The sequence below is a fragment of the Pseudomonas oleovorans subsp. oleovorans genome, assembly GCF_002197815.1.
Classification (GTDB): Bacteria; Pseudomonadota; Gammaproteobacteria; order Pseudomonadales; family Pseudomonadaceae; genus Aquipseudomonas; species Aquipseudomonas oleovorans.
Genome location: NZ_NIUB01000015.1, coordinates 24883 through 48134, shown reverse-complemented (window position 1 = coordinate 48134; position 23252 = coordinate 24883). Strand labels below are relative to the sequence as shown.

Sequence of the window (23252 nt, the reverse complement as noted above, 5' to 3'; positions counted from 1 at the left end):
GATGCCGCTCTCGATGAAATACCTGCACCACTTCGCTCTTGCCTCTGTCCTGATCCTCCCCAACCTGCTGGCTGCCGCGCCTTCGGTCGATGACAAATCGGCCTTCATCGCCGATCTGGTAGGCCGCATGACCCTGGAGGAAAAGGTCGGCCAACTGCGTCTGATCAGCATTGGCGGCGACATGCCACGTGAGCGCATCCGCGAAGAGATGGCCGCAGGGCGTATCGGCGCCACCTTCAACTCGGTGATACGCCCGGAAAACCGTCCGATGCAGGAGGCGGCGCTGCGCAGTCGCCTGGGTATCCCGGTGTTCTTCGCCTACGACATCATCCATGGCCATCGCACTACGTTTCCGATTGGGCTGGGGCTGGCCTCGAGCTGGGACATTCCTGCCATCGAGAACAGCGCGCGGGTCGCGGCCTTCGAGGCCAGCGCGGATGGCCTGGACATGACCTTCGCGCCGACCGTCGACATTTCCCGCGATCCGCGTTGGGGCCGCACGTCCGAAGGTTTCGGCGAGGATCCGTACCTGGTTTCGCGCATCGCCGCCGCGATGGTTCACGGTTACCAGGGTAAGGATCCCAGCGACCCGCAGCGCATCATGGCCAGCGTCAAGCACTTCGCCCTGTACGGCGCGGTGGAGGGTGGGCGCGACTACAACGTGGTCGACATGAGCCCGATGCGCATGTACCAGGATTACCTGCCGCCTTATCGCGCCGCCATCGATGCCGGCGCCGGCGGGGTGATGGTGGCGCTGAACGCGATCAATGGCGTGCCAGCTTCGGCCAACTCCTGGCTGCTGCGTGATCTGCTGCGTCGCGACTGGGGCTTCAAGGGCGTGGCGCTCAGTGACCACGGTGCGATCACCGAACTGCTGCGCCATGGTGTGGCCGCCGATGGCCGTGAGGCGGCGAAACTGGCCGTCACGGCAGGTGTCGGCATGAGCATGGCCGACACGCTCTACGATCAGCAGCTGCCTGCTTTGGTGCGCAGCGGCGCGGTGCCGCAGAGCGTGCTGGATGAAGCCGTCAACCATGTACTGAACACCAAGTACGACCTTGGCCTGTTCCACGATCCGTTCCGCCGCATCGGCCGCGCCGAAGACGACCCGGCCGACGTCAATGCCGAAAGCCGCCTGCACCGCGCCGATGCGCGGGCCATGGCACGCGACTCCCTGGTGCTGCTGGAAAACCATGACGACACCCTGCCGCTGAGCAAGAAGGCCACTGTCGCCTTGATCGGCCCGCTCGCCGATTCGCCCGTGGACATGCTCGGCAGTTGGTCGGCGGTCGGTGTGGCCCAGCAGGCAGTGACCCTGCGCAAGGGCATGGAGGCGGCGCTGCAAGGTCAGGGCAAGCTGCTCTACGCCGTCGGTGCCAACGTCACCGACGATGCCCATGTGATCAATTACCTCAACCAGCTCAATTGGGACCGCCCTGAAGTCGTGCTGGACAAGCGCACGCCGCAGGCGATGCTGGAGGAGGCTGTGCGTGTGGCATCCCAGGCTGACGTCATCGTTGCAGCAGTGGGCGAAGCTCGTGGCATGTCGCATGAGTCGTCCAGTCGCACGCGTCTGGATCTGCCGGACAGCCAGCAGGCCCTGCTGCGTGCGCTCAAGGCCACCGGCAAGCCGCTGGTGCTGGTGCTGATGAACGGCCGGCCGCTGGCGCTCGGCTGGGAGAAGGAAAACGCCGATGCGATACTGGAGACCTGGTACAGCGGTATCGAGGGCGGCAACGCCATCGCCGACGTGCTGTTCGGTGAGCACAACCCCTCCGGCAAGCTGCCGATCACCTTCCCGCGTTCGGTCGGGCAGATTCCCACCTACTACAATCATCTGCGCCTGGGCCGTCCGTACACGCCCGGCACGCCTGGCAACTACACCTCGCAGTATTTCGAGGAGCCCAACGGCCCGTTGTATCCGTTTGGCTACGGTCTGAGCTACAGCGACTTCCAACTGTCGGCGCCGAAGCTGTCCGCCGAGCGCATGACGCCTGATGAGAAGATTCGCGTCAGCGTCACGCTGAAGAACACCGGGTCACGGGCTGGCGCGACCGTGGTGCAGCTGTACCTGCACGATGAGGCCGCGTCGGTGATCCGTCCGGTGAAGGAACTCAAGGATTTTCGCAGGGTCAAGCTTGAAGCAGGTGAGGCGCGCGAGCTGAGTTTCGAGATCGACGAAACCATGCTGCGTTTCTACAACGCCAGCCTGCAGCATGTCAGCGAGCCAGGTGCCTTCCGTGCCCAGTTGGGGCTGGATTCGGAGACCGTGCAGGAGGCGCGTTTCGAACTGTTGCCACGCCAATGAGGGCGTGGCCCAAGGAGGCGAAAAATATACTCGCGCGAGCACCTGTGCCGGACTTCACGATCTGGTAATAATGCGCAGAAAGAATCCGCGCATGCGGAGACGTCACCGTTCGGTTGGCAGTCTGCATCGTGCTCGCGTTGTGTTTGTACCATTCGCCCGTTTTCAACTCCCTGCAGCGGCTGCCCCTGGGCTTGCCGCTGCTTGTCAGTACGTGTTGCCCTGGAGGCTGTGTGTCGATGAGTCGTTGTTCTGGAGCTCGTATGGGCAAGGCCGGCAAGCTGGCCCTCTGCGTGCTCCCGCTGTTGTTCGCTGCCCAGAGCTGGGCCTTCGATCTGGATGATGTGGCGGTCAAGGCCAAGGCTCTGGCTGCAGAAGGCTACAGTGCCCCGCAAAGCCAGTTGCCCGCTTCGCTGCGTGAGCTGCCGTTCGCCGGCTATCAAAAGGTGCGCTTCCTCGAAGAGAAGGCACACTGGGCGGATGGCAAGACGCCGTTTCGGCTGTACTTCTTTCACCAGGGCATGCACTTCGATGTGCCGGTGAAGATCAATGAGGTGACCGCCGAAGGCACCCAGGAGATCAAGTACGACCCGTCGATGTTCGACTTCGGCGACCTCAATCTGAACCCGGACGACCTCAAGGATCTCGGTTTTGCCGGTTTCAAGGTCATCAACGAGATCAATGCCAAAGGTACGCACGACGAAGTAATGAGCGTGCTCGGCGCCAGCTACTTCCGCATCGTCGGCAAGGGGCAGGTGTTCGGTCTTTCCGCGCGCGGTCTGGCCATCGACACGGCGCTGCCATCGGGTGAGGAATTTCCGCGTTTCACCGAGTTCTGGATCGAAAAGCCACAGCCCGACCGCCGCAGCCTGGTGATCTACGCATTGCTTGACTCGCCACGGGCCACCGGCGCCTACCGCATGGAAATCAAACCGGGCCGCGACAGCGTGCTCGACGTGCAATCGAAGGTCTACCTGCGCGAGAACGTCGAGAAACTCGGCATCGCGCCGCTGACCAGCATGTACCTGTTCGGTGCCAACCAACCCTGGCCACGCCCCAACTACCGTCCGCAACTGCATGATTCCGAAGGCCTGGGAATTCATGCCGGCAACGGCGAGTGGATCTGGCGTCCGCTGAACAACCCGCAGCGCCTGAATGTCAGCAGCTACCGTATCGACAACCCGCGTGGTTTCGGTCTGATGCAGCGTGGTCGCGACTTCAATCAGTATCAGGATCTCGACGACCGCTACGAGCTGCGCCCGAGCGGCTGGGTGGAAACCGTCGGCGATTGGGGCGCTGGTCATGTCGAACTGGTGGAGATCCCCACGCCGGACGAAACCAACGACAACATCGTCGCCCTGTGGCGCCCGGAAAAGCTGCCTGCGCCGGGTGAGGCGCTGGACGTGGCCTATCGTCTGCATTTCAGTCGTGACGAGGCCAAACTGCACGACCCGCAACTGGCCATGGTCAGTCAGACCCGTCTGTCGGAGGGTGATATCAAGCAGGCCAACCTGATTCGTCAGGCTGATGGCAGTACTGCGCTGGTGGTCGATTTCGTCGGTGAGGCGCTGGCCAAGCGTTCGCCCGACGCGGCGCCGACCGTTCAGGTCAGCGTCGATGACAACGCCGAGTTGCTGGAAGAGAACCTGCGTTACAACCCGGTGAGCAAAGGCTGGCGTCTGTTGCTGCGGGTCAATATCAAGGACCCGGCGCAGCCGGTGGAGATGCGTGCCGCGCTGGTCGAGGACGGCAAGCCCCTGTCGGAAACCTGGAGCTATCAGCTGCCCTCCCATGAATAACTCCCACGACGCTACACCGATTCAGGATTATCTCGATGTGTTGCCGCTCGATCAGGAGCGGAAACAGGCTTTGGCTCATCGTCTGGAAGAGGAGGGCGGGGATCTCGCCACGTTGCACAGGGCTTTGCAGGAACAGGAGCGCAAAGCAGCCGAACCCCTTGAAGAAACCCGTGTGCTGCTCGATTCGGTGCCGGCTCGCTTGGCGCTGGGTTGGCCGGATGCCGTCGAGCGCGGCTGCCGCATCGTCCGGGATCATCAGGGACGGCCCACCATCGAGTCGACCCCTCCGATCAGACGTACGCGTATGGTGCCGGAGCCCTGGCAGACCAATATCCTGGATCGCGGCTGGCGCCGTCTGAAGGGCGAGAAACCCGCCCCGCGACCTCGTACACGTGAGAGCGAAGACTTCGCCGAAGAGCGTTGGCGGCATGTCGCGGCGGTGCGTCGTGCCGCGCTGCTGGTATTGATGATCACGCAGACCGTGGTCGCTACCTGGTACATGAAGTCAGTGCTGCCCTATCAGGGCTGGTCGCTAGTCGATCTGGGCCTGGTGTTCGAGCAGCCGTGGCAGGAATCGGCACGGCAGATTCTGCCTTATGTAGTGCAGACCAGCATCCTGGCGCTGTTCGCCCTGCTGTTCTGCTGGGTGTCGATGGGCTTCTGGACGGCGCTGATGGGTTTCTTTCAGTTGCTCAAGGGACACGACCGCTACAGCATTTCCGCCAGCAGCTGTGGCGACGAGCCGATCTCGCCGCGGGCGCGTACCGCGCTGGTCATGCCGATCGCCAACGAGCACGTACCGCGTGTGTTCGCCGGCCTGCGGGCGACCTTCGAGTCGCTCAAGGCCACCGGGCAGCTCGAACACTTCGATTTCTTCATCCTCAGCGACAGCAACGACCCGGACATCTGCGTGGCCGAGCAGCAAGCCTGGATGGAGCTGTGCCGCGAAGTGGAGGGCTTCGGTCACATCTTCTATCGCCGCCGTCGCCGTCGGGTGAAGCGCAAGAGCGGCAACATCGACGACTTCTGCCGGCGCTGGGGCAGCAACTACCGCTACATGGTGGTGCTCGATGCCGACAGTGTGATGAGCGGCGAATGCCTGACTCGTCTGGTGCGTCTGATGGAGGCCAACCCGGGCGCCGGTATCATCCAGACCGCGCCCAAGGCCTCGGGCATGGACACCCTTTATGCGCGTCTGCAGCAGTTCGCTACCAGCGTCTACGGGCCACTGTTCACCGCCGGTCTCAACTTCTGGCAACTGGGCGAGTCGCACTACTGGGGGCACAACGCGATCATCCGCGTCAAACCCTTCATCGAGCACTGCGCCCTGGCGCCTTTGCCCGGAACGGGTTCTTTCGCCGGCGCGATCCTCTCCCACGACTTCGTCGAAGCCGCGCTGATGCGCCGCGCCGGTTGGGGCGTATGGATCGCCTACGACCTGCCGGGCAGTTATGAAGAGCTGCCGCCGAACCTGCTCGACGAGCTCAAGCGTGACCGCCGCTGGTGCCACGGCAACCTGATGAACTTCCGTCTGTTCCTGGTGCGTGGCATGCACGCGGTGCATCGCGTGGTGTTTCTCACCGGGGTCATGTCCTACCTGTCCGCGCCGTTGTGGCTGCTATTTCTGGTGCTGTCGACCTGCCTGCTGGCGATCCATACGCTGATGGTGCCGGAGTATTTCCTGCAGCCCAACCAGCTCTATCCGCTGTGGCCACGCTGGCAACCGGAAGAGGCAGTGGCGCTGTTCTCGGCGACCATGATCCTGCTGTTCCTGCCCAAGCTGCTCAGCGTGCTGCTGATCTGGATCAAGGGGGCGCAGGCCTACGGTGGTCGCACGCGGGTGCTGTTGTCGATGCTGCTGGAGGCCTCCTGCTCGGTGCTGCTGGCGCCGGTGCGCATGCTGTTCCATAGCCTGTTCGTCACCGCTGCCTTTCTCGGTTGGTCGGTGCAGTGGAACTCGCCGCAGCGCGTGGATGATTCCACGCCCTGGAGCGAAGCCTTCCGCCGTCACGGCACCCAGGTGCTGATCGGTATTAGCTGGACGGCGCTGGTGGCCTGGCTCAACCCGGACTTCCTCTGGTGGCTGGCACCTATCGTCGTGTCACTGGTGCTGTCGCCGGTGGTCTCGGTGCTGACCAGTCGCACGGCACCGGGCCTGGCAGCGCGGCGCAGCAAGCTGTTCCTGATTCCGGAAGAACACAAGGTGCCGGTGGAGCTGAGCAACACCGCCGAGTACGAGCAATTGAACAGCTCACGAGCTCTGCGCAAGGGCTTCCTGCGTGCAGTGGTCGACCCGCTGTACAACGCCCTGGTCTGCGCCATGGCCCGCGCCCGCCACGCCAAGGTGGTGCCGGCTGCCGAAGCGCTGCGCAACGAGCGTATCGATGAGATCCTCAGCGCCGGACCTGAGGGTAAGGTAGAGGCGACCCGCTGGCGTCTGCTCAACGATCCTGACGGCATGGCGCGCCTGCACGCGCGCATCTGGCAGGAGCCGCAATATCACGTCTGGCGCAAAGCCCTGCGCGATGCCTGATCATCCGCCACGCCCCCGCCTGCCAGGGGCGTGGCGTGATGCCCTTCTGACACACCCGCTAACATCTATAGGCGCATCAACGCTCTGCTGCGCGGCACCATTGCGTCTGGGGCGGGTCTTTGCCTCGGATGGGGCATTCCGCCGTCTGGCCCGAACACCGTTTTCGTACATGACATTGGAGAGGAACCACGATGTCGAATCTGCATGATTCCGCGCAGCGCTATGGTGCGGTTACACGTTGGCTGCACTGGGGTATGGCCGTTTTGCTGGGGTGGCAATTCTTGACCGTACTGGCGCATGCCCTGATGGAAGACAGCGCGCTGGATAAATTCCTCTGGGGTACGCACAAGGCGACCGGGCTGTTGCTCATGGTGCTGGTGGTGATTCGCCTGCTCTGGGCGCTGTACAACAGCAGCCGCCGGCCGGCGCCAGTCAGCACACTGGCACGCGTCGGCCATCTGGCGTTGTATGGCCTGCTGTTCGTGATTCCCTTTGTCGCGCTGCTACGCCAGTACGGCTCGGGCCGCGAGTTCGTCGCCTTCGGCATGACCATCATGCCCGGTTTTGACGGCAAGATCGAGTGGATGATTGCTCCAGCTGGCCTGTTGCATGGCAACCTGGGCTGGCTGTTGCTGTTCATGGTGATTGGCCATGCCGCCATGGCCTTTGTCCATCGCCGTCAGGGCGGTGAGGATGTATTGGCGCGCATGATCGGTCGCTGACTCAGGGTGGTATGGCAAAAGGCTTACACGGCGTGGCGGCAACCACCACTGTTGCCATTGCGAGCCGATCTCTAATCTACACACATCCCCTGCAGCGACGGATCGCTGAGTATCAAGGACGATGACCAAGCCAGGAATGGCTACCGACAGGATATCGGATGGTTGGGAAGAAACCCGCTTCGGCGGGTTTTTTGTTGCCTGTAGAAAGTACCGGGTCATAACCAGAGCCCGATCAATCGCCTAGCCCCAGCGTTTTAAGCGTGGCGCTGACCTGAAAAGCTTCGCCTCGAGGCGGGGCTCCTACGCCTGGCTGCTTTGTTAGCTTTAAGGGAGCGGAGTATTCGCCGGGCGTTCTAGCTGGCCAGGCACTGCGTCGCACCCTGCGCCTTGCGCGTGTACCACAGCACCCGGCTTACGCCACGGGTGATGGCGACGTAGGCCAGGCGCCGGGCTTCGTCCTGCATGGCCTGGTCGTAGCTGCCGGCGAAGAAACCGCACTGGGCGTAGAGCGCGTTGCGCAGCGGGTGTTTGTCCGCCGGCAGGCAGTCGTCGAGGATGATCGCCACTTCGGCCTGCAGGCCCTTGGCGCGGTGGATGGTCATGGCTCTGACCGGCAGCGTCTTGTCCAACTGCGCGCGCACCTGCTGCAGAGGCTCGTTGCGCCGGCTGAGCAGCAGCACGGCGGTGCGATCTGCATTGGGGCGCTGGCTGACGTGTTGGCACTGCGCGGTAATTTCCTGGAGCAGCGCCGGCAGGCCGCTGGCCAGGTCGAAGCGCTGGATCAGCTTGACGCCATGGTCGCCCGGTTGCATTGCCTTGGCCGCTATGCAGGTCTTGGCCTGCTTGCTGTGTACCTCGGCCAGCACCTTCTCGCCATCGCGGATCACCGGCTCGATGCTGCGGTAGTTGGTGCCCAGCAGCAGGGTGCTGCTCTTGCTGCGGCCACGGCTGGGGAAGTGGCGGTCGAAATCGATGAACAGCTCCGGCGAGCTGCCGCGCCAACCGTAGATCGACTGCCAGTCGTCGCCGATGGCCATCAGGCTGATGCGTTCGCCCGCCGCATGCAGGCGGCGATGCACGGCCTGCAGCCACAGCACGATCTGCGGTGAGATGTCCTGGAATTCGTCGATCAGCAGGTGGCTCAGGGCGAGCAGGGCCGGGCCGGATTTGCCGCCGTCGCTGCTCAGCCGCTCGCTCAGCTGCGCAAAAGCGCCGTTGAAACTGATCAACCCCTGGCCTTGCAACAGGGCGTTGAAGTGCTGGTGGAAACGCTGCATGGCCTCGATGAAGTCGCGTTCGCGGGGCGCGCAATCGAGGGCTTTCACCTCCAGACGGTCGAGGCGAATCCCCAGGCTCTCGGCGAAGTCGATCTGCCCGTGCAGCAGTTCGAACAGCGGCAGGGCGGCGAATTCGCCAGGCAACTTGCAGGCATCCAGGGGCGCCTTGGCTTTGCCCTTGGGCGGCTCTTCTGGGGCCGGTAACTTGAGCAGGCGGTGAGTCAGGGCGCGAAAGCGCGCATCGTCGGCGTAGGCGCTCTGGTAGGCCTGCTTGAGCAGGCGCTGCTGTGCGGGGCGCAAGCGCCCGCCAGTGAGCGGGTTGTCCGGCTCGTCGCTGGGGTCGTCCAGTTGCTCGAACCAGCGCGGGTTGCCCAGCTGTTCCTTGGCCAGCGTGGCCATGGCCGCATGGAAGGTGCGCACGCACTGGCGTGCATCGTGCGGGTAGTGCCAGAAGTCGAGCAGGCGTTGCAGGCGCTCGCGCAGTTCGTGGCAGGAGGCGTTGGTGAAGGAGATCACCGTCAGGCGCTTGGGGTCGACCTCCAGGTGACAGAGCAGGAACACCACACGCAGTACCAGCGTGCTCGACTTGCCCGAGCCGGCGCCGGCGAAGATGCGTGCCAGCGGCGCACGGCAGAGGATCATCGCCCATTGTTCGTCCGACGGTGCGCCGATCAGCCTGGCGTTCACCGCCTGCGCCACGCGTTCGCGCATCGCCTGTACCTGAGCGTCTTCGACCTTCAACCGGGTGGCAGGGTAGATGCCGGCAGGGCCAGGTTTACCGCTGTCAGTCTTGCGGCCGCTGGCTTTCTTGTCGCCAGTGGACTTCTTCTTACTTTGCTTGCGTGCAGGTTTACGTGGCTGCGCGGCTTCGCGCTCGGCACGCAGGTAGGCGGTGGTGTGAGGGAAGTAGCGGGCGAGGGCGCTGGACAGCAATTGTTTGTAGCGCGCGACAGCAGAAAGCATGCGTTGAGAATGACCTGATGGATAAAGCCCGCATGATAAAGCCTGCAGCGCGATGGCAGGCAGTGATGGCGCAGCGATAAATGCGCAACTTTGTGCAAGCGCCCGACGAGTATCGCTTCCAGACTGTGATCAGTCCTGGGAGAGAGTCGATGAACCTGTCGCTTTACCTGCTGACCGTACTGATCTGGGGTACGACCTGGATCGCCATCAAATTTCAGATGGGCGAGGTGGCCGTTGCCGCTTCCATCGCCTATCGCTTCGCGCTGGCCTCGGCGGTGCTGTTCGCCATGCTCTGGTTCAGCGGCCGCCTGCAACCGCTGGATCGCCGTGGCCAGGGCATCTGCCTGGTGCAGGGGTTGTGCCTGTTCTGCCTCAACTTCCTGTGTTTCTACACCGCCAGCCAGTGGATACCCAGTGGCCTGATCGCCGTGATCTTCTCCACCGCCACCCTGTGGAACGCGATCAATGCAAGGCTGTTCTTCAAGCAGCGCATTGGCGCCAACGTGCTGCTCGGTGGCGCGTTGGGGCTGGTCGGTCTGGGCTTACTGTTCAGGCCGGAGCTGGCCGGGCATGAGGCCAGCCGCGAAAGCCTGCTGGGCATCGGCCTGGCGCTGCTCGGCACGCTGTTCTTCTCTGCCGGCAACATGCTCTCCAGACTGCAGCAGAGGGCCGGGCTCAAGCCGCTGACCACCAACGCCTGGGGCATGCTCTATGGCGCGCTGATGCTGGTGGGTATCTGCCTGGTCAGCGGCACGCCGTTCGCCTTCGAGTGGAGCGCGCGCTACGTCGGCTCGTTGCTGTATCTGGCGATTCCGGGCTCGGTGATCGGCTTTACCGCCTACCTGACCCTGGTCGGGCGCATGGGCCCGGAGCGCGCGGCCTACTGCACGGTACTGTTCCCGGTGGTGGCGCTGAACATCTCGGTATTCCTTGAGGGCTACCAATGGACGGCCCCGGCGCTGCTCGGCCTGGGCCTGGTGATGCTGGGCAACGTGTTGGTGTTTCGTAAGCCGAAGCCGGTGCTTGCCGAGGCCAGGGCATAGGGGCGATCGAAATGCTGGGTGCTCGTCGTAGGGCGGGAATGCCGGCCGCGCGTAGCGAAGCGAACAGTCCGCCGATCCATGCCAAGCCTGAAAACGGCGTACTGCTAGGAGGTAGAGCGACGCAGAAAGCCAAAGCCGAGTACGCCCTACATCACTGCCTGGGTGATCCACTCCCGCGAATCAACGTGCGCAGCATGAAGCGATTGGGATGACAGGCCTCGGCCACCTCGCGTGGCACGGGCAGCGGCTCGTCCTCCAGCCAGGCGGCGATCAGCTCGCCCGACAGTGGCGCGGTGATCAAACCGCGTGAGCCGTGGCCGCTGTTGATGTACAGGCCCGGCAGCCAGGGGCAGGGTGCGTCCGGTACCTGGCGGGCATCCTTGGCCAGTACCGCATAGGTCTCGGCAAAAGCCTCGGCATCGGCCAGCGGCCCGACTATCGGCAGGTAGTCCGGGCTGGTGCAGCGGAACGCGGCGCGGCCTTCCAGCGTCGCCGGGTCGAGTGTCTGTGCGTCCAGGCGTTCGGCGAGATCCGTGGAAATTTCCCGCAGCAGCTCCAGGTTGCCGGCATGCTCGGCCACACTGGGTGTGAGCTCGTCGCTGTGGAAGTCGAAACTGGCGCCCAGGGTGTGTTCACCGTCGCGCGGCGGCGCGACATAGCCTTCGGCGCAGACCACGGTGCGCAGTTGACGGCTGAGTGAGTTGGCCGGCAGGCGGCTGATCTGCCCACGGATACGCTTGAGCGGCAGGTTCGCATCCGGCAACAGGCGGCCGATTTCGGTGGCGCAGGCCAGTACCAGCACCGGCGCCTCGACCAGTGTGCCGCTCGGCCCGTCGACGCGCCAGTGGGCATCCTGCCGGCTCAGACTCAGCGCCTCCTGGTAGGGGCGCAGTTCGATCAATGGGTGTTGCACCAGTTGCCGGCACAGCGCCGGTGGGTGTACCCAGCCGGCGTCGGGGTAGAACAGACCGCCAGCCGGTAGGCCGATACCGGCCAGCGCTTCGGCCTGCTCGCGCCCAACGGAATGCAGCAGATCGGCAGAGAAGGCGGCGGCCAGCTTGCCCTGGCGCGCGGCTTCCTTGTCATCGAAGGCCAGTTGCAGCACGCCGCAGGCGTCCCAGTCGGCACCGCGCTGCAGGCGCTCGAGCAGCCGGCGGGTATGACCGAAGCCGGCGACGATCAACTGTGACAGCGCGGTGCCATGGGCCGAGAGCTTGAGGTAGAGCACGCCCTGCGGGTTGCCCGAGGCCTCGCAGGCAACCGCCGCGTGACGCTCCAGCAGGCTCACTCGCCAGCCGCGCGCGGCCAGGCTGGCGGCAGTGGCGCAGCCGGCCAGACCAGCGCCGATCACCACCGCGTGTTTTTCCTGAGCAAGGCGAGCGGGGCGGGCGAACCAGGGCTTGCCGACGGTTTGCGGCTCACCGATGAACTGCCCTTTAGCCACTTCCCATTTTTTGCCCAGGCCTGGCACGCGTGTCATCTTGAAGCCGGCTTCATTCAGTGCGCGCCGTACCCGGCCGGCGCTGGAAAATGTACCGATGGTTGTGCCGGGGGCCGACAGTCGCGCCAGTTCGGCGAACAGCTCGGGCGTCCACATTTCAGGGTTCTTCGCCGGGTTGAAGCCGTCGAGAAACCAGGCGTCGATGCGCGCATCCAACTGCGGCAATTGCGCCATCACGTCGCCGATCAACAATGTCAGCACCACCCGACCACCCGCCAACAACAGGCGCTGGAACCCGGGGTGAATGGCGCGGTACTGCGCCAGCAGTTCTGTGCTGAACGGTGCCAGCTCCGGCCACAGGGCCAGGGCGCGCTGCAGGTCGTCGTGATGCAGCGGATATTTTTCGACACTGACGAAGTGCAGACGCGCGCCAGCGGGTGCCTGCTGCTCGAACAACTGCCAGGCGCAGAGGAAATTCAGCCCGGTGCCGAAACCCGTTTCGCCGATGTTCAGGCATTCACCGTCGGCGAGAGCGGCGAAGCGCGCCGCCAGATCGTTGTTGGCGAGGAAGACGTAGCGCGTCTCTTCCAGGCCGTTTTCCTGGGAGAAATAGATGTCGCCGTAGCTGCGCGACAGAGGCTGGCCGCGCTCGTCCCAGTCGAGCTGGGCGTGATGGGTGTCTGACATGGCTGGGTTCCGCTGGGTCGTGCGGCGATTCTACCGTGCACAGGTGTCGTGGCGCTGGAACAAGGCAGCGTGTCGGCGGGCAAAATGTTGGATGTTCCGTTAGGCTGTGAAGATGACTCCAGGGAGGTTGCTTTATGTTCGAGACCGCCGAAATCGGCCGCAGTATCGACAAGGCCACGTTCGAGGCCGAAGAACCGGCGTTGCGTGAGGCGCTGCTGGAAGCGCAGTACGAGCTCAAGCAGCAGGCGCGTTTTCCGGTGATCGTATTGATCAACGGCATCGAGGGCGCCGGCAAGGGCGAGACGGTGAAACTGCTCAACGAGTGGATGGACCCACGGCTGATCCAGGTCAGCACCTTCGATATACAGACCGACGAAGAGCTGGCACGACCGCCGGCCTGGCGCTACTGGCGCCAGCTGCCGCCCAAGGGACGCATGGGCGTGTTCTTCGGCAACTGGTACAGCCAGATGTTGCAGGGGCGGGTGCACGGCAAGTTCAAGGACGCGGTGCTGGATCAGGCCATCGACGGTGCCGAGCGTCTGGAACGCATGCTCTGCGACGAGGGCGCACTGATCTTCAAGTTCTGGTTCCACCTGTCCAAGAAACACATGAAGGCGCGCCTCGAAGCGCTCAAGGACGACCCGTTGCACAGTTGGCGCATCAGCCCGCTGGACTGGCAGCAATCGAAGACCTACGACAAGTTCGTGCGCTACGGCGAGCGCGTGCTGCGCCGCACCAGCCGCGATTACGCGCCATGGTATGTAGTCGAGGGCGTCGATCACTATTACCGCAGTCTCACCGTCGGGCGCATCCTGCTCGAAGGCTTGCAGGCGGCATTGGCCAACCCACAGCGCACCCGGCTGCAACCGCATGCCGCGCCGCTGGTTTCCAGTCTGGACAATCGCGGTTTGCTGGCCAGCCTGGACATGACCCAGGCACTGAGCAAGGACGAGTACAAGGAACAGCTGACCACCGAGCAGGCGCGCCTATCGGGTCTGATGCGCGACAAGCGCATGCGCAAGCACGCCCTGATCGCGGCATTCGAGGGTAACGATGCCGCTGGCAAGGGAGGTGCCATCCGCCGCGTCACCGGCGCCCTCGATCCGCGTCAGTACCGCATCGTGCCGGTGGCGGCGCCGACCGAGGAAGAACGTGCCCAGCCCTATCTGTGGCGCTTCTGGCGACACATTCCGGCACGCGGCAAGTTCACCATCTTCGACCGCAGCTGGTATGGCCGTGTGCTGGTGGAGCGGGTCGAGGGCTTCTGCAGCCAGGCCGACTGGCTGCGCGCCTACGGCGAGATCAACGATTTCGAGGAGGAGCTGACCAACGCCGGGGTGATCCTGGTGAAGTTCTGGCTGGCCATCGATAAGCAGACGCAGCTGAAGCGTTTCAAGGAGCGCGAGCAGATCCCCTTCAAGCGCTTCAAGATCACCGAAGAGGATTGGCGCAACCGTGAAAAGTGGGACGACTACGTCGATGCGGTAGGCGACATGGTCGACCGTACCAGCACCGAGATCGCGCCCTGGACGCTGATCGAGGCCAATGACAAGCGCTTCGCCCGGGTCAAGGTACTGCGCACCATCAACGAGGCCATCGAGGCGGCGTTCGCCAAGGATTGAAGCGTTAATCGCGGCTGAAGCGGAATGCCGCCCAGCCGCTCCTACGGTGCGGTGAATACCGTAGGAGCGGTTTCAGCCGCGATTCGCACCGGGTGGTTTACCGGTAGTTGGCGGTGCGCGTGGCGCACCCTACGGTTTGAACGGTGCGCTGTTTATACTTGCGCTCTGTCCTTCGACTGGAGTGCCTGACGATGCCCTTTGCCGAAAACCTGATCGCCTTCACCTTGGCGGCCACGCTGCTGACCTTGACGCCGGGGATCGACACGGCGCTGGTGCTGCGTACCGCGGCGGTCGAGGGCCGGCAGCAGGCGTTTCGCGCGGCGCTGGGCATCAATGCCGGCTGCCTGCTCTGGGGCGCGGCGGTGGCCTTCGGCCTCGGCGCGCTGCTGGCGGTTTCCGAATTCGGCTACAACCTGCTCAAGTATTGCGGTGCGGCCTATCTGGCCTGGCTCGGGCTGAATATGCTGCTGCGCCCGCGTACCTCGCTGGCGCCCGCGCAGGCGAGCGGCACACCCGATGCCAACTGGTTCCTGCGCGGTCTGCTGGGCAACGTGCTCAACCCCAAGGTGGGGATTTTCTATGTGTCCTTCCTGCCGCAGTTCATCCCGCAGGGCCAGTCACTGATTGCCTGGACGTTCGGCCTGGTCGGCATTCACGTGGCGCTCAGCCTGGTCTGGGCGCTGTTGCTGATCGGCGCCACTCAGCCGCTCGGTCACTGGTTGCGGCGCGAGGTGGTGATCAAGTGGATGGATCGCAGCACGGGGCTGATCTTCGTTCTGTTCGCCGCGCGTCTGGCATTGAGCCGGCGCTGAGTCCTGGCGCCGCTTCTGCTTGGGTTACTCTGTGTCGATGCAATAGAAAGGGCTATGTCTGCGTTAGCTGTTGCCAAGCGGTTCTAGGAAGGCTCTGAGCCTTGTAGGGTGGGCTTTAGCCCACGCTGACCGCAGTTGGTGGGCTGAAGCGGAGCGCCGCCCGGCCCACCCTACGGGCTTTTGTACCAACGCCCAACACTTAACGCAGACATAGCCATAGAAAACCAGGCGGTGACGATGGCTCGGTTTCAGGAAATGAGGGTGCTACTGGCAGTGACCGAGGCCGAGAGCTTCGCCGGCGGCGCCAAGCTGCTGGGCATTTCGCCGCCCAGCGTCACTCGCGCCATCGCCGCGCTGGAGGCACGTCTGGGCACGCTGCTGCTGGCCCGCAGCCTGCGCCTGACCGAGGCTGGTCAGCGCTACGTCGAAGACTGCCGGCGCATCCTGCTGGAGCTGGAGGAGGCCGAGGAACTGGCCGCCGGTGGCAGCGTGCGCCCGCGTGTACGACTCACCGTGACCGCGCCGGTGATGTTCGGCGAGCTGTACCTGATTCCGCGCATCGCCCAGTATCTCGACACCCACCCGGACGTGGAGGTCAATGCGCTGCTGGTCGACCGCGTGGTGAACATGATGGAGGAGGGCATCGACGTGGCCGTGCGCATCGGCTCGCTGCCCGAGGGCGATCACCCGGCGTTGCAGGTCGGGCAGATTCGTCCGGTGGTGTGCGCCTCGCCAGATTTTCTCGACCGCGTCGGGCGCCCGCGCCACCCGGATGAGTTGCGCGATAAGCAAAATATCCATATCGCGCTGCCGGCTCAGCTCACCCAGCGCTGCCGCGCCCAGCCACTCAAGCCATCCACCGCCAGCACCAGCACCAGCATGGCCAGGATCACCGTGGCCGCCTGCGCTTCCTGGAACAGGCTGAGTGACACGTAGAGCATCTGCCCCAGGCCGCCGGCACCGACGAAGCCGAGCACGCTGGCCATGCGGATGTTGTTCTCCCAGCGGTACAGGCTGTACGCCACCAGTTGCGGCCAGACGCCGGGCAGGGTGCCGTAGCAGAAGGCGAGCATGCGTCCGCCGCCGCTTTCGCGGATGGCGTCGGCCGGCTCGCGTGGGGTGTTTTCCAGCGCTTCGGCGAACAGGCGGCCGAGTACGCCGGCGGTGTGCAGGGCCAGGGCGAGGGTGCCGGCGTTGGGGCCGAGGCCGGCGGCCAGCACCATCAGCGCGGCCCAGACCAGTTCGGGAATGGCACGCAGGGCATTGAGCAGCAGGCGTGTGGCGTGCAGGGCGACACCGCCGAAGCGCCCGGCGGCCGGCAGTGCCAGGGCCAGGCCGAGCAGGGCGGCGAGCAGAGTGCCGATGGCGGACATGGCCAGGGTTTCCAGCGCGCCACGGCCGATGGCCTGCAGGTGTGTGGCCGAGAAGTCCGGTTGCAGGAAACCGCTGGCGTACTGGCCCATCTGCGCCAGGCTGTCGCCGGCGACCAGGGCGCCGAGGTCGATGCCCAGATAGACGAACGAGGCGATCACCGCACCGAGAATGGCGGCAAGCAGGATCAGGTTGCCGGCTCTCATGTCAGCCTCGCGCGCAGCAGGCGGCTGAACTGGTCGGCCAGCAGTACCAGCAAGAGGAAGGTGAGCAGCATGCTGGCCACTTCACCACCGGCGAACATGCGCAGCGACAGGTCGATCTGCTGGCCCAGCCCACCGGCGCCGACGAAGCCCATCACCACCGAGGCGCGGATGGCACATTCCCAGCGGTACACGGTGTAGGAGAGCATTTCCCCGGCGGCATTGGGCAGCACGCCGTAGGCGAAGGCGGCCAGGCGGCTGCTGCCGGCGCCGAGCAGAGCGCGTGTGGGGCGGGCGTCGACCGACTCGAAGATTTCCGCATACACCTTGCCGAGCATGCCGGCGTAGGTGATGGCGATGGCCAGTACCCCGGCAGTGGGGCCGAGGCCGACGGCACGGACGAACAGCAGCGCCCAGACGATCTCCGGCACGCTGCGCAGGAAGATCAGCAGGCCGCGCACCGGCCAGCGCGCCAGGTTCGCCCACCAGGTCGGGCGACCACCACGATGCACGGCTGACAGCGACAGCGCGCGGCTGGCCAGCAGCGCGGCGGGGATGGCGATCAGCAGCGCCAGGCTCATGCCGGCGGTGGCGATGGCCAGGGTTTCCAGGGCGGCGCGGCCGAGCAGGGCGAGGAACTCGCCGTCATGCGCAGGCGGCCAGAATCCGGCGAGGAAGTTGCCCATGGCGCGGGTGTTATCGCCATCGACCAGCACGGCCAGGTCCAGCTCGCTCAGGCTCAGGCCCGGCCACAACAACAGCAGCGCCAGGATGCTGATCAGCAGGCGTGGCAGGGCGGCGGGGTCGCGTGGGGCGGTGGTCAGCATCGCGGGATATGCGTCGGTTGCGGCGGCGCGGGGGAGCTAGGCGTGGCCTGCAGTTGTTCGTTGGCATACAGCGCCTGCAACTGGGCAGGTTGCACCTGCATGGTGGGCAGGTCGAAGGCGATGTGCCCGTCGCGGATGCCGATCACCCGAGGGAAGTGCGCCAGCGCCAGGTCGACGGCGTGCAGGCTGGCCAGCAGGGTCATGCCGCGCTCGGTGGCCTCGCGGTTGAGCACGGCCAGGGTGTGGCCGGCCAGCACCGGGTCCATGGCCGAGACCGGTTCGTCGGCGAGGATCAGTTCCGGCGCCTGGTACAGCACGCGGGCGATGCCGACGCGCTGCAACTGGCCACCGGAAAGCTGATCGCAGCGCTGGTAGAGCTTGTCGGCAATGTCCAGACGCGCCAGGGCGGCCTGAGCGCCGGCGGCATCCAGTGGATGCAACAGGTTGAGCAGACCCTTGGCCACTGACCACTGGCCCAGCTTGCCGGCGAGCACGGCGGTGACCACGCGCTGACGCGGTGGCAAAGGCGGTGCTTGGTGGATCAGGCCGATACGTGCACGCAGGCGCTGGCGCTGGCGGGCAGCCAGACGCCAGGGGTTGTGCTGCAGCAGGTCGATCTCACCCTGGGTGGGTTGCAGGCTGGTGGCCAGCAGGCGCAGCAGGGTGGTCTTGCCGGCGCCCGAGGGGCCGATGATGGCCACCCGTTCGCCGGGGCTGACCTGCAGATCGATATTTTCCAGCGCGACCTTGCCGTTGGCGTGGGCCAGGCCCACGCCACGCAGGGCGATGCTCACTTCAACAGGCCGGCAGCGCGAGCGGCTTCTTCGATGCCTTCGTAGTTCTCGGGCTTGGTTTCGATGAAGCGGCTGGCGGCCTGCAGATCGAGAATAGCCTTTTGCTCGGGCTTGGCCGGGTCGAGGGCGAGGAAGGCGGCCTTGATCTTCGCCTGCAGGTCTGCGTCGAGGTTGCCGCGCACGGTCCAGTTGTAGTCGTAGTAGGTCGGGGTGGTGGCGAAGACCTTGACCTTGTCGGTGTCGACCTTGCCGGCGTCCACCAGCTTCTGCCACACCGAGGCGTTGAGCACGCCGGCGTCGGCCTTGCCGGCCTGCACCCAGGCGGCGGTGGCGTCGTGGGCGCCGGAATAGGCCACGCGGCTGAAGAAGTCTTCCGGCTTGATGCCGTCCTGCAGCATGAAGTAGCGCGGCATCAGGCTGCCGGAGGTGGAGGACACCGAGCCGAAGGCGAAGGTCTTGCCTTTCAGATCCTGCAGGGACTTCACCGCCGGGTCGGAGGTGATGAATTTGCTGGTGAACTCGGCGTCCTGCTCGCGCTGCACCAGCGGCACGGCGTTGCCGGTTTTCAGGCGTGCCTGGACGAAGGTGAAACCGCCCAGCCAGGCCATGTCGATACGGTCGGCGGCCAGCGCCTCGACCACCGCGGCGTAGTCGGCCACCGGCACGAACTCCACCTTCATACCCAGTTCCTGCTCCAGGTAGGCGCCCAGCGGCTTGAACTTGCGCAGCAGTTCGGTGGGAGCTTCGTCAGGGATGGCCGAGACCTTGAGGACGTCGGCGGCGTGCGCGAATACTGCAGATACGGACAGGGCGATGCCGGCGGCGAGCGCCAGGGTTTGCTTGAACATGACGGATTCTCCGGTTCAATAGCGGGGAAGGCGCGCGCAGTATAGTGGCCGAACGACGCGCTTGCAGCACGCGCGCGCTGACTCCGGGGTTAAGATGCGCGCTGGATACGAACTGCCTGGAGTTGATCGATGACCGCAACGCTTCCCGCCCTGGCCTTCGCCGGGATTGGTTTGATGGGCCTGCCGATGACCCGCCGCCTGCTCGCTGCAGGCTACCCGTTGACCCTGTGGAACCGCACGCCGGACAAATGTGCGCCGCTGTTGGCGCAGGGCGCGCATCGCGTGGAGAACCCTGCCGAACTGTGTCGCGATGCCAATGTGGTGATGCTCTGCCTGGCCAATACCGAGGTGGTGCGTGAGGTGGTGTTCGGCCCGGGCGGGATCGTCGAGGGTGCGCGGCCGGGGCAGTTGCTGGTGGACTTTTCCAGCCTGGAGCCGGCGGCCACCCGTGAGATGGCCGCCGAGCTGGAGGCACGTACTGGCATGCGCTGGGTGGATGCGCCGGTTTCCGGTGGTACGCCGGGTGCCGAGGCCGGCACGCTGGCGATCATGGCTGGCGGCCGGGAGGAGGATGTGGAGCGTGTGCGCCCGGTGCTGGCGCATCTGGGCCAGCGCCTGACGCGCATGGGCGAGGTGGGCGCCGGGCAGGTGACCAAGGTGTGCAACCAGATGATCGTGGCCTGCAACGCGCTGGTGATCGCCGAAGTGGTGGCGCTGGCCGAGCGCTCCGGCGTCGACGCCAGCCTGATCGCCCCGGCGCTGGCCGGTGGTTTCGCCGACTCCAAGCCGCTGCAGATCCTTGCGCCGCAGATGGCCGCCAGCCAGTTCGAACCGATCAAGTGGCATGTACGCACGCTGCTCAAGGACCTAGATACGGCGGTCAAACTATCCCGTGAGCAGGGCAGCGCCACGCCCATGAGCGGCTTGGCCGCGCAGTTGATGCGCCTGCACGGCAGCCAGGGCTTTCTTGAGCGCGACCCTGCCACCCTTGTGGAAATGCTGCGGGAGCAATGCCCATGAAGATCGCTGCCAACCTGTCCATGCTGTTCACCGAGTTGCCGCTGCGCGAGCGCGTGCTGGCGGCGATGACGGCGGGTTTCGATGGCGTGGAAATTCAGTTCCCCTATGAGTTGCCGGCCGTCGCTCTGAAAGAAGTGCTGGAGTTGACCGCGCTGCCGCTGGTGCTGATCAACCTGCCGGCAGGCGATCTGATGAGCGGCGGCCCCGGCCTGGCCAGCGTGCCGGCGCGCCAGGACGCGTTCGACGCGGCGCTGCAGGAGGCGCTGACCTACGCCGCCATGGCGCGCCCGGCCTGCATCAATGTGCTGCCCGGCCGCCTGGCCGAAGGCGTGAGCCGCGAGCAGGCGCTGGATTGCCTGGCCGCCAACCTGCGCAAGAGCGCCGAGACCTTCGCGACGTTGGGCATCCGCGTGTTGGTGGAGGCGATTAACCCGATCGATATGCCGGGTTTCCTGATCAATACGCCGGAGCATCTCGATACGCTGCTGCGCGCAGTGGATCACCCGAATCTGGCCGCACAGTACGACCTCTACCATATGGTGCGTCAGGAGCTGGACGTGGCCGCAGGAATGCGCTTGCTGGCCGGGCGCATCGGTCATGTGCAGTTCGCCGACGTGCCGGGGCGCGGCGCGCCAGGTACCGGCGAGCTGGCGTTCCCCGCGCTGCTCGGTGCTTTACGTGGCAGCGGTTACAGCGGCTGGCTGGGCGCCGAATACAAGCCGGGCGAGGAGGGCACGCAGGCCAGCCTGGGCTGGTTGGTGCAGTGGCAGCAGTGCACCTGATGCATTCGTGCAGGGGCGGGCATGCTTATGCCCGCCCTGCCTGCCGGCGTTGCGCCGGGTTCTCGTCCACGCGGGCGGGCGGCTACTTGCCGTAATCGTTGAGCGAGATCACCCGGGTCTTGCCGATGTGGTGGCGATAGATTTCGCGCAGGTACTTGATCGCCTGTTTGACGCTTTCGCGTGTCAGTCGGATGTCATTGATCGAAACGAATTTCTCCGTGTCGTGGATCAGCTCGCGCTACTTCTTCTCGTACATCGGTTTGATCGCATACCAGTTGGTGTCGAGGATCTTCGCCGGGTCTTGGTGCTCGTTGAGCATGGCGTCGAGCCTGGCCTCGTCGAAGCGCTCGGCGACGATGAAGTCGAGTATGGCGTCGTCCAGGCTGTCGTCGAAGCGGTACTGGTCGCGGGCGAAGCAGCGCTTGATGTAGGCGACGATCAGGGTCAGGAAGTCGTCCGATAGGCACGGGCTCTTGACGATCAGGGTGGTCAGCGAGAGGTTGGCCGAAGCGCCAATCACCAGCGCGTAGCGCTTGAGCGTGGTGTTGGGGAACAGGTTGTTGAGGTGGGTCTTGAGGCGGTTCAGATCCATGTAGGACAGCTTGTAGTCCTTGGACAGCGAGACGATGGACAGCACCGAGGAGCAGTTCTTGAAGAAATGCAGTTCGCTCAGCTCCGTAGCGTCGTAGCCACTGGATTTGTACTGCTCCAGCGCCTGGCGATAGCGCTTGGACTCGATCGGCAGCAGGCTGATGCCTTCGATGGCCTGGGTGACCTTGTTGAAGTGCGGCAGGTCGATGGAGCGGAAGAACAGGTCGTTGATGTTCAGCCGTGGCGGGCTTTGTTCCTTGTCCAGTACACGGAATTTTTCCGATAGTTGTGTGTGCTGTTCGGGCACCACGGATTCGGCGTAAGCCACGGCCACCGGGCCGGCCAGGCTCATGAACAGGTCGTTGGCGTCGAGGCGGATGGTTTCGCCGATGTCGATGCCGGCGCGGCGCAAGTAGTTCTGGTCGTAGTCGCTGGTCACCGCCTGGGCGGTGAGGATGTTGAAGATCTGCTGCGAGATGTACTGGTTGGCGTGGCGCTCCATGGCGGTCACGTCGATGTTGTGGATGCTGCCGTCACCGCTTTCCTTGGCTTAACGCATGATGTCGTTGGAGATCAGCATCATCGCGTTCCACGGGCGGATGCGGCGCATCACGTTTTCAGCGCTGTTCTGCTCGTTGTCGAAGTTGTAGGAGAAGTCCCATGCCTCGGCCAGGTACTTGCACAGCAGGCGGCCGGCATTGATATGCAGGGCTTCGGACATCTCGCTGCGCTGGTCGGAAATGTTCGGCAGGATGCAGATGCCGCTGGTGAAGATCGGTTCGAAGACGAAACCACGTTCGCGTTCGGCCTCGCCATCGTCCGGCGTCTTGCTGTCGAAGGTCTTGCTCATGTAGGCGAACTGCTGCGCCAGGCCGAACTCCGAGGCCATGCCCGAGCCGGTGCCGCCGCCGGCGCTGAAGATATAGAAGTACAGGCGCGACTGGTTGGCCTTGATCCCGCAGGAGTCGATCAGGTAGCTGTGGATGAACTTCCAGTCTTCGTTGGAGAAGCGCCGGGTGTCCTTGTTGAGGATGATCTTGGCCACGAGGATCGGCGTGTTGCCGGCACCGCCGGCATGCACCTCGGACAGGTCCATGATCTTCATCTTGCTGTAATCGTCGAGAAAACCGCTCATCTCGCCTTTGCGCGAGAAGCGGATGCGCCCGGCGATGTCCTTGTCCAGGTCGCCGAGCATCACCAGCGGCTCGATCAGGAATACCGGGCGGCGTGCGCAACAGATTGCTGCGAATCCAGCGACTGGGGCGTGAGGCCTGCTCGATGGTGGCAGTGGCTTCGCTGTGAAACTCTTCCAGATAGAACTGGCGCGCGTTGTAGACCAGGGAGGCGACGTCCAGTGCGATGTTCGAGCCGCAGCGGCCGAGGCCGATCAGGTACACAGAGGGAAACTGCTGAATGCGGCTTCACTCGCCTTCGTCCAGCGGCTCGCCCAGCGGGAACACCATGTTGCGCAGGCCATCGAGGTTATCGAGGATGCGCTCGATATCGCGTTCGGTGAAATACAGATACTGCTCGCCGCTAACGCTGTGCCCCGGCAGCGCGGGCGGCGCCAGCAGGTTGTCGGCGATATCGGCCAGGGTGGCTACCTTTGCGG

General features: G+C 64.6%; 15 protein-coding genes and 2 pseudogenes. 10 read left to right on the top strand and 7 right to left on the bottom strand.

Translation table 11 applies throughout. From position 1 onward, the window contains the following. The first annotated feature begins 13 nt into the window (after positions 1-13). From bglX to PSOLE_RS11010, 4 genes are all read left to right on the top strand, one after another. Positions 14-2308, top strand: a complete 2295-nt coding sequence (gene bglX, locus PSOLE_RS11025) for a beta-glucosidase BglX (protein ID WP_074856345.1) — start codon at positions 14-16, stop codon at positions 2306-2308. A 260-nt stretch (positions 2309-2568) separates the two neighbouring features. After that, the gene (locus PSOLE_RS11020) at positions 2569-4104 is read left to right on the top strand and encodes a glucan biosynthesis protein G (RefSeq protein WP_074856288.1); all 1536 of its coding nucleotides are present in this window, start codon (positions 2569-2571) and stop codon (positions 4102-4104) included. Further along, positions 4097-6637, top strand: coding sequence for a glucans biosynthesis glucosyltransferase MdoH (gene mdoH, locus PSOLE_RS11015; RefSeq protein WP_074856290.1), 2541 nt, complete (start codon positions 4097-4099; stop codon positions 6635-6637). Before PSOLE_RS11020 ends, mdoH begins: the two co-directional genes overlap by 8 nt. Positions 6638-6828: 191 nt before the next feature. Next, positions 6829-7359, top strand: a complete 531-nt coding sequence (locus PSOLE_RS11010; protein ID WP_074856292.1) for a cytochrome b — start codon at positions 6829-6831, stop codon at positions 7357-7359. A 353-nt stretch (positions 7360-7712) separates the two neighbouring features. On the opposite strand, the gene PSOLE_RS11005 is transcribed toward PSOLE_RS11010, so the two are convergent. Next, a complete protein-coding gene (locus PSOLE_RS11005) occupies positions 7713-9599 on the bottom strand; it encodes a DEAD/DEAH box helicase (RefSeq protein WP_003462350.1) in 1887 nt (628 codons plus the stop codon). 149 nt (positions 9600-9748) lie between these two features. On the opposite strand from PSOLE_RS11005, the gene PSOLE_RS11000 reads away from it, so the two are divergent. After that, positions 9749-10642 carry a DMT family transporter gene (locus tag PSOLE_RS11000; RefSeq protein ID WP_074856294.1) on the top strand — a complete coding sequence of 298 codons (894 nt, stop codon included), beginning with the start codon at positions 9749-9751 and terminating at the stop codon, positions 10640-10642. Between the two features lie 151 nt (positions 10643-10793). Here the strand turns inward: PSOLE_RS11000 and mnmC are convergent, their stop codons facing one another. Beyond that, positions 10794-12770, bottom strand: coding sequence for a bifunctional tRNA (5-methylaminomethyl-2-thiouridine)(34)-methyltransferase MnmD/FAD-dependent 5-carboxymethylaminomethyl-2-thiouridine(34) oxidoreductase MnmC (gene mnmC / locus PSOLE_RS10995; protein WP_074856296.1), 1977 nt, complete (start codon positions 12768-12770; stop codon positions 10794-10796). A gap of 134 nt (positions 12771-12904) precedes the next feature. Between mnmC and pap the strand changes: the two genes are divergently transcribed. From pap to PSOLE_RS10980, 3 genes and pseudogenes are all read left to right on the top strand, one after another. After that, complete coding sequence (gene pap, locus PSOLE_RS10990; RefSeq protein WP_074856298.1) at positions 12905-14392, top strand: polyphosphate:AMP phosphotransferase; 1488 nt, start codon at positions 12905-12907, stop codon at positions 14390-14392. A gap of 191 nt (positions 14393-14583) precedes the next feature. Beyond that, positions 14584-15204, top strand: a complete 621-nt coding sequence (locus PSOLE_RS10985) for a LysE family translocator (protein WP_003462333.1) — start codon at positions 14584-14586, stop codon at positions 15202-15204. Between the two features lie 237 nt (positions 15205-15441). Next, positions 15442-16029: pseudogene (locus PSOLE_RS10980) on the top strand (LysR family transcriptional regulator); the annotation flags it as partial. On the opposite strand, the gene phnE reads toward PSOLE_RS10980, so the two are convergent. From phnE to PSOLE_RS10960, 4 genes are read right to left on the bottom strand one after another with little or no spacing between them, the layout of a single operon-like run. Then, positions 16020-16781: a phosphonate ABC transporter, permease protein PhnE gene (gene phnE / locus PSOLE_RS10975; protein WP_074856300.1), complete on the bottom strand. Its 762-nt coding sequence runs from the start codon at positions 16779-16781 to the stop codon at positions 16020-16022. The pseudogene PSOLE_RS10980 and the gene phnE sit on opposite strands and share 10 nt — an antisense overlap. After that, a complete protein-coding gene (locus PSOLE_RS10970) occupies positions 16778-17605 on the bottom strand; it encodes a PhnE/PtxC family ABC transporter permease (protein WP_074856302.1) in 828 nt (275 codons plus the stop codon). The genes phnE and PSOLE_RS10970 overlap by 4 nt, the downstream gene beginning before the upstream one ends. Beyond that, positions 17599-18399 carry a phosphonate ABC transporter ATP-binding protein gene (locus PSOLE_RS10965; protein ID WP_003462327.1) on the bottom strand — a complete coding sequence of 267 codons (801 nt, stop codon included), beginning with the start codon at positions 18397-18399 and terminating at the stop codon, positions 17599-17601. The genes PSOLE_RS10970 and PSOLE_RS10965 overlap by 7 nt, the downstream gene beginning before the upstream one ends. Further along, positions 18396-19247, bottom strand: coding sequence for a putative selenate ABC transporter substrate-binding protein (locus PSOLE_RS10960; RefSeq protein WP_074856304.1), 852 nt, complete (start codon positions 19245-19247; stop codon positions 18396-18398). The genes PSOLE_RS10965 and PSOLE_RS10960 overlap by 4 nt, the downstream gene beginning before the upstream one ends. Positions 19248-19376: 129 nt before the next feature. Here PSOLE_RS10960 and PSOLE_RS10955 point away from each other — a divergent pair, with 129 nt between their 5' ends. Both PSOLE_RS10955 and PSOLE_RS10950 read left to right on the top strand, forming a co-directional pair. Further along, complete coding sequence (locus PSOLE_RS10955; RefSeq protein ID WP_074856305.1) at positions 19377-20267, top strand: NAD(P)-dependent oxidoreductase; 891 nt, start codon at positions 19377-19379, stop codon at positions 20265-20267. Further along, entirely contained in the window at positions 20264-21049 is a 786-nt protein-coding gene (locus tag PSOLE_RS10950) for a hydroxypyruvate isomerase family protein (RefSeq protein ID WP_074856306.1), read from the top strand. The genes PSOLE_RS10955 and PSOLE_RS10950 overlap by 4 nt, the downstream gene beginning before the upstream one ends. Positions 21050-21131: 82 nt before the next feature. On the opposite strand, the pseudogene PSOLE_RS10945 reads toward PSOLE_RS10950, so the two are convergent. Then, positions 21132-23172 (bottom strand): annotated as a pseudogene (locus PSOLE_RS10945) (hypothetical protein); the annotation flags it as partial. Positions 23173-23252 lie beyond the last annotated feature (80 nt).

Bases quoted from the DNA above. Each gene is read 5' to 3' on its own strand.
- PSOLE_RS11020 (WP_074856288.1), top strand. From the start codon at position 2,569: ATGGGCAAGGCCGGCAAGCTGGCCCTCTGCGTGCTCCCGCTGTTGTTC.
- PSOLE_RS11000 (WP_074856294.1), top strand. From the start codon at position 9,749: ATGAACCTGTCGCTTTACCTGCTGACCGTACTGATCTGGGGTACGACC.
- mnmC (WP_074856296.1), bottom strand. From the start codon at position 12,770: ATGTCAGACACCCATCACGCCCAGCTCGACTGGGACGAGCGCGGCCAG.
- PSOLE_RS11010 (WP_074856292.1), top strand. From the start codon at position 6,829: ATGTCGAATCTGCATGATTCCGCGCAGCGCTATGGTGCGGTTACACGT.
- pap (WP_074856298.1), top strand. From the start codon at position 12,905: ATGTTCGAGACCGCCGAAATCGGCCGCAGTATCGACAAGGCCACGTTC.
- PSOLE_RS10950 (WP_074856306.1), top strand. From the start codon at position 20,264: ATGAAGATCGCTGCCAACCTGTCCATGCTGTTCACCGAGTTGCCGCTG.
- PSOLE_RS11005 (WP_003462350.1), bottom strand. From the start codon at position 9,599: ATGCTTTCTGCTGTCGCGCGCTACAAACAATTGCTGTCCAGCGCCCTC.
- bglX (WP_074856345.1), top strand. From the start codon at position 14: ATGAAATACCTGCACCACTTCGCTCTTGCCTCTGTCCTGATCCTCCCC.
- mdoH (WP_074856290.1), top strand. From the start codon at position 4,097: ATGAATAACTCCCACGACGCTACACCGATTCAGGATTATCTCGATGTG.
- PSOLE_RS10985 (WP_003462333.1), top strand. From the start codon at position 14,584: ATGCCCTTTGCCGAAAACCTGATCGCCTTCACCTTGGCGGCCACGCTG.
- phnE (WP_074856300.1), bottom strand. From the start codon at position 16,781: ATGAGAGCCGGCAACCTGATCCTGCTTGCCGCCATTCTCGGTGCGGTG.
- PSOLE_RS10955 (WP_074856305.1), top strand. From the start codon at position 19,377: ATGACCGCAACGCTTCCCGCCCTGGCCTTCGCCGGGATTGGTTTGATG.
- PSOLE_RS10960 (WP_074856304.1), bottom strand. From the start codon at position 19,247: ATGTTCAAGCAAACCCTGGCGCTCGCCGCCGGCATCGCCCTGTCCGTA.
- PSOLE_RS10970 (WP_074856302.1), bottom strand. From the start codon at position 17,605: ATGCTGACCACCGCCCCACGCGACCCCGCCGCCCTGCCACGCCTGCTG.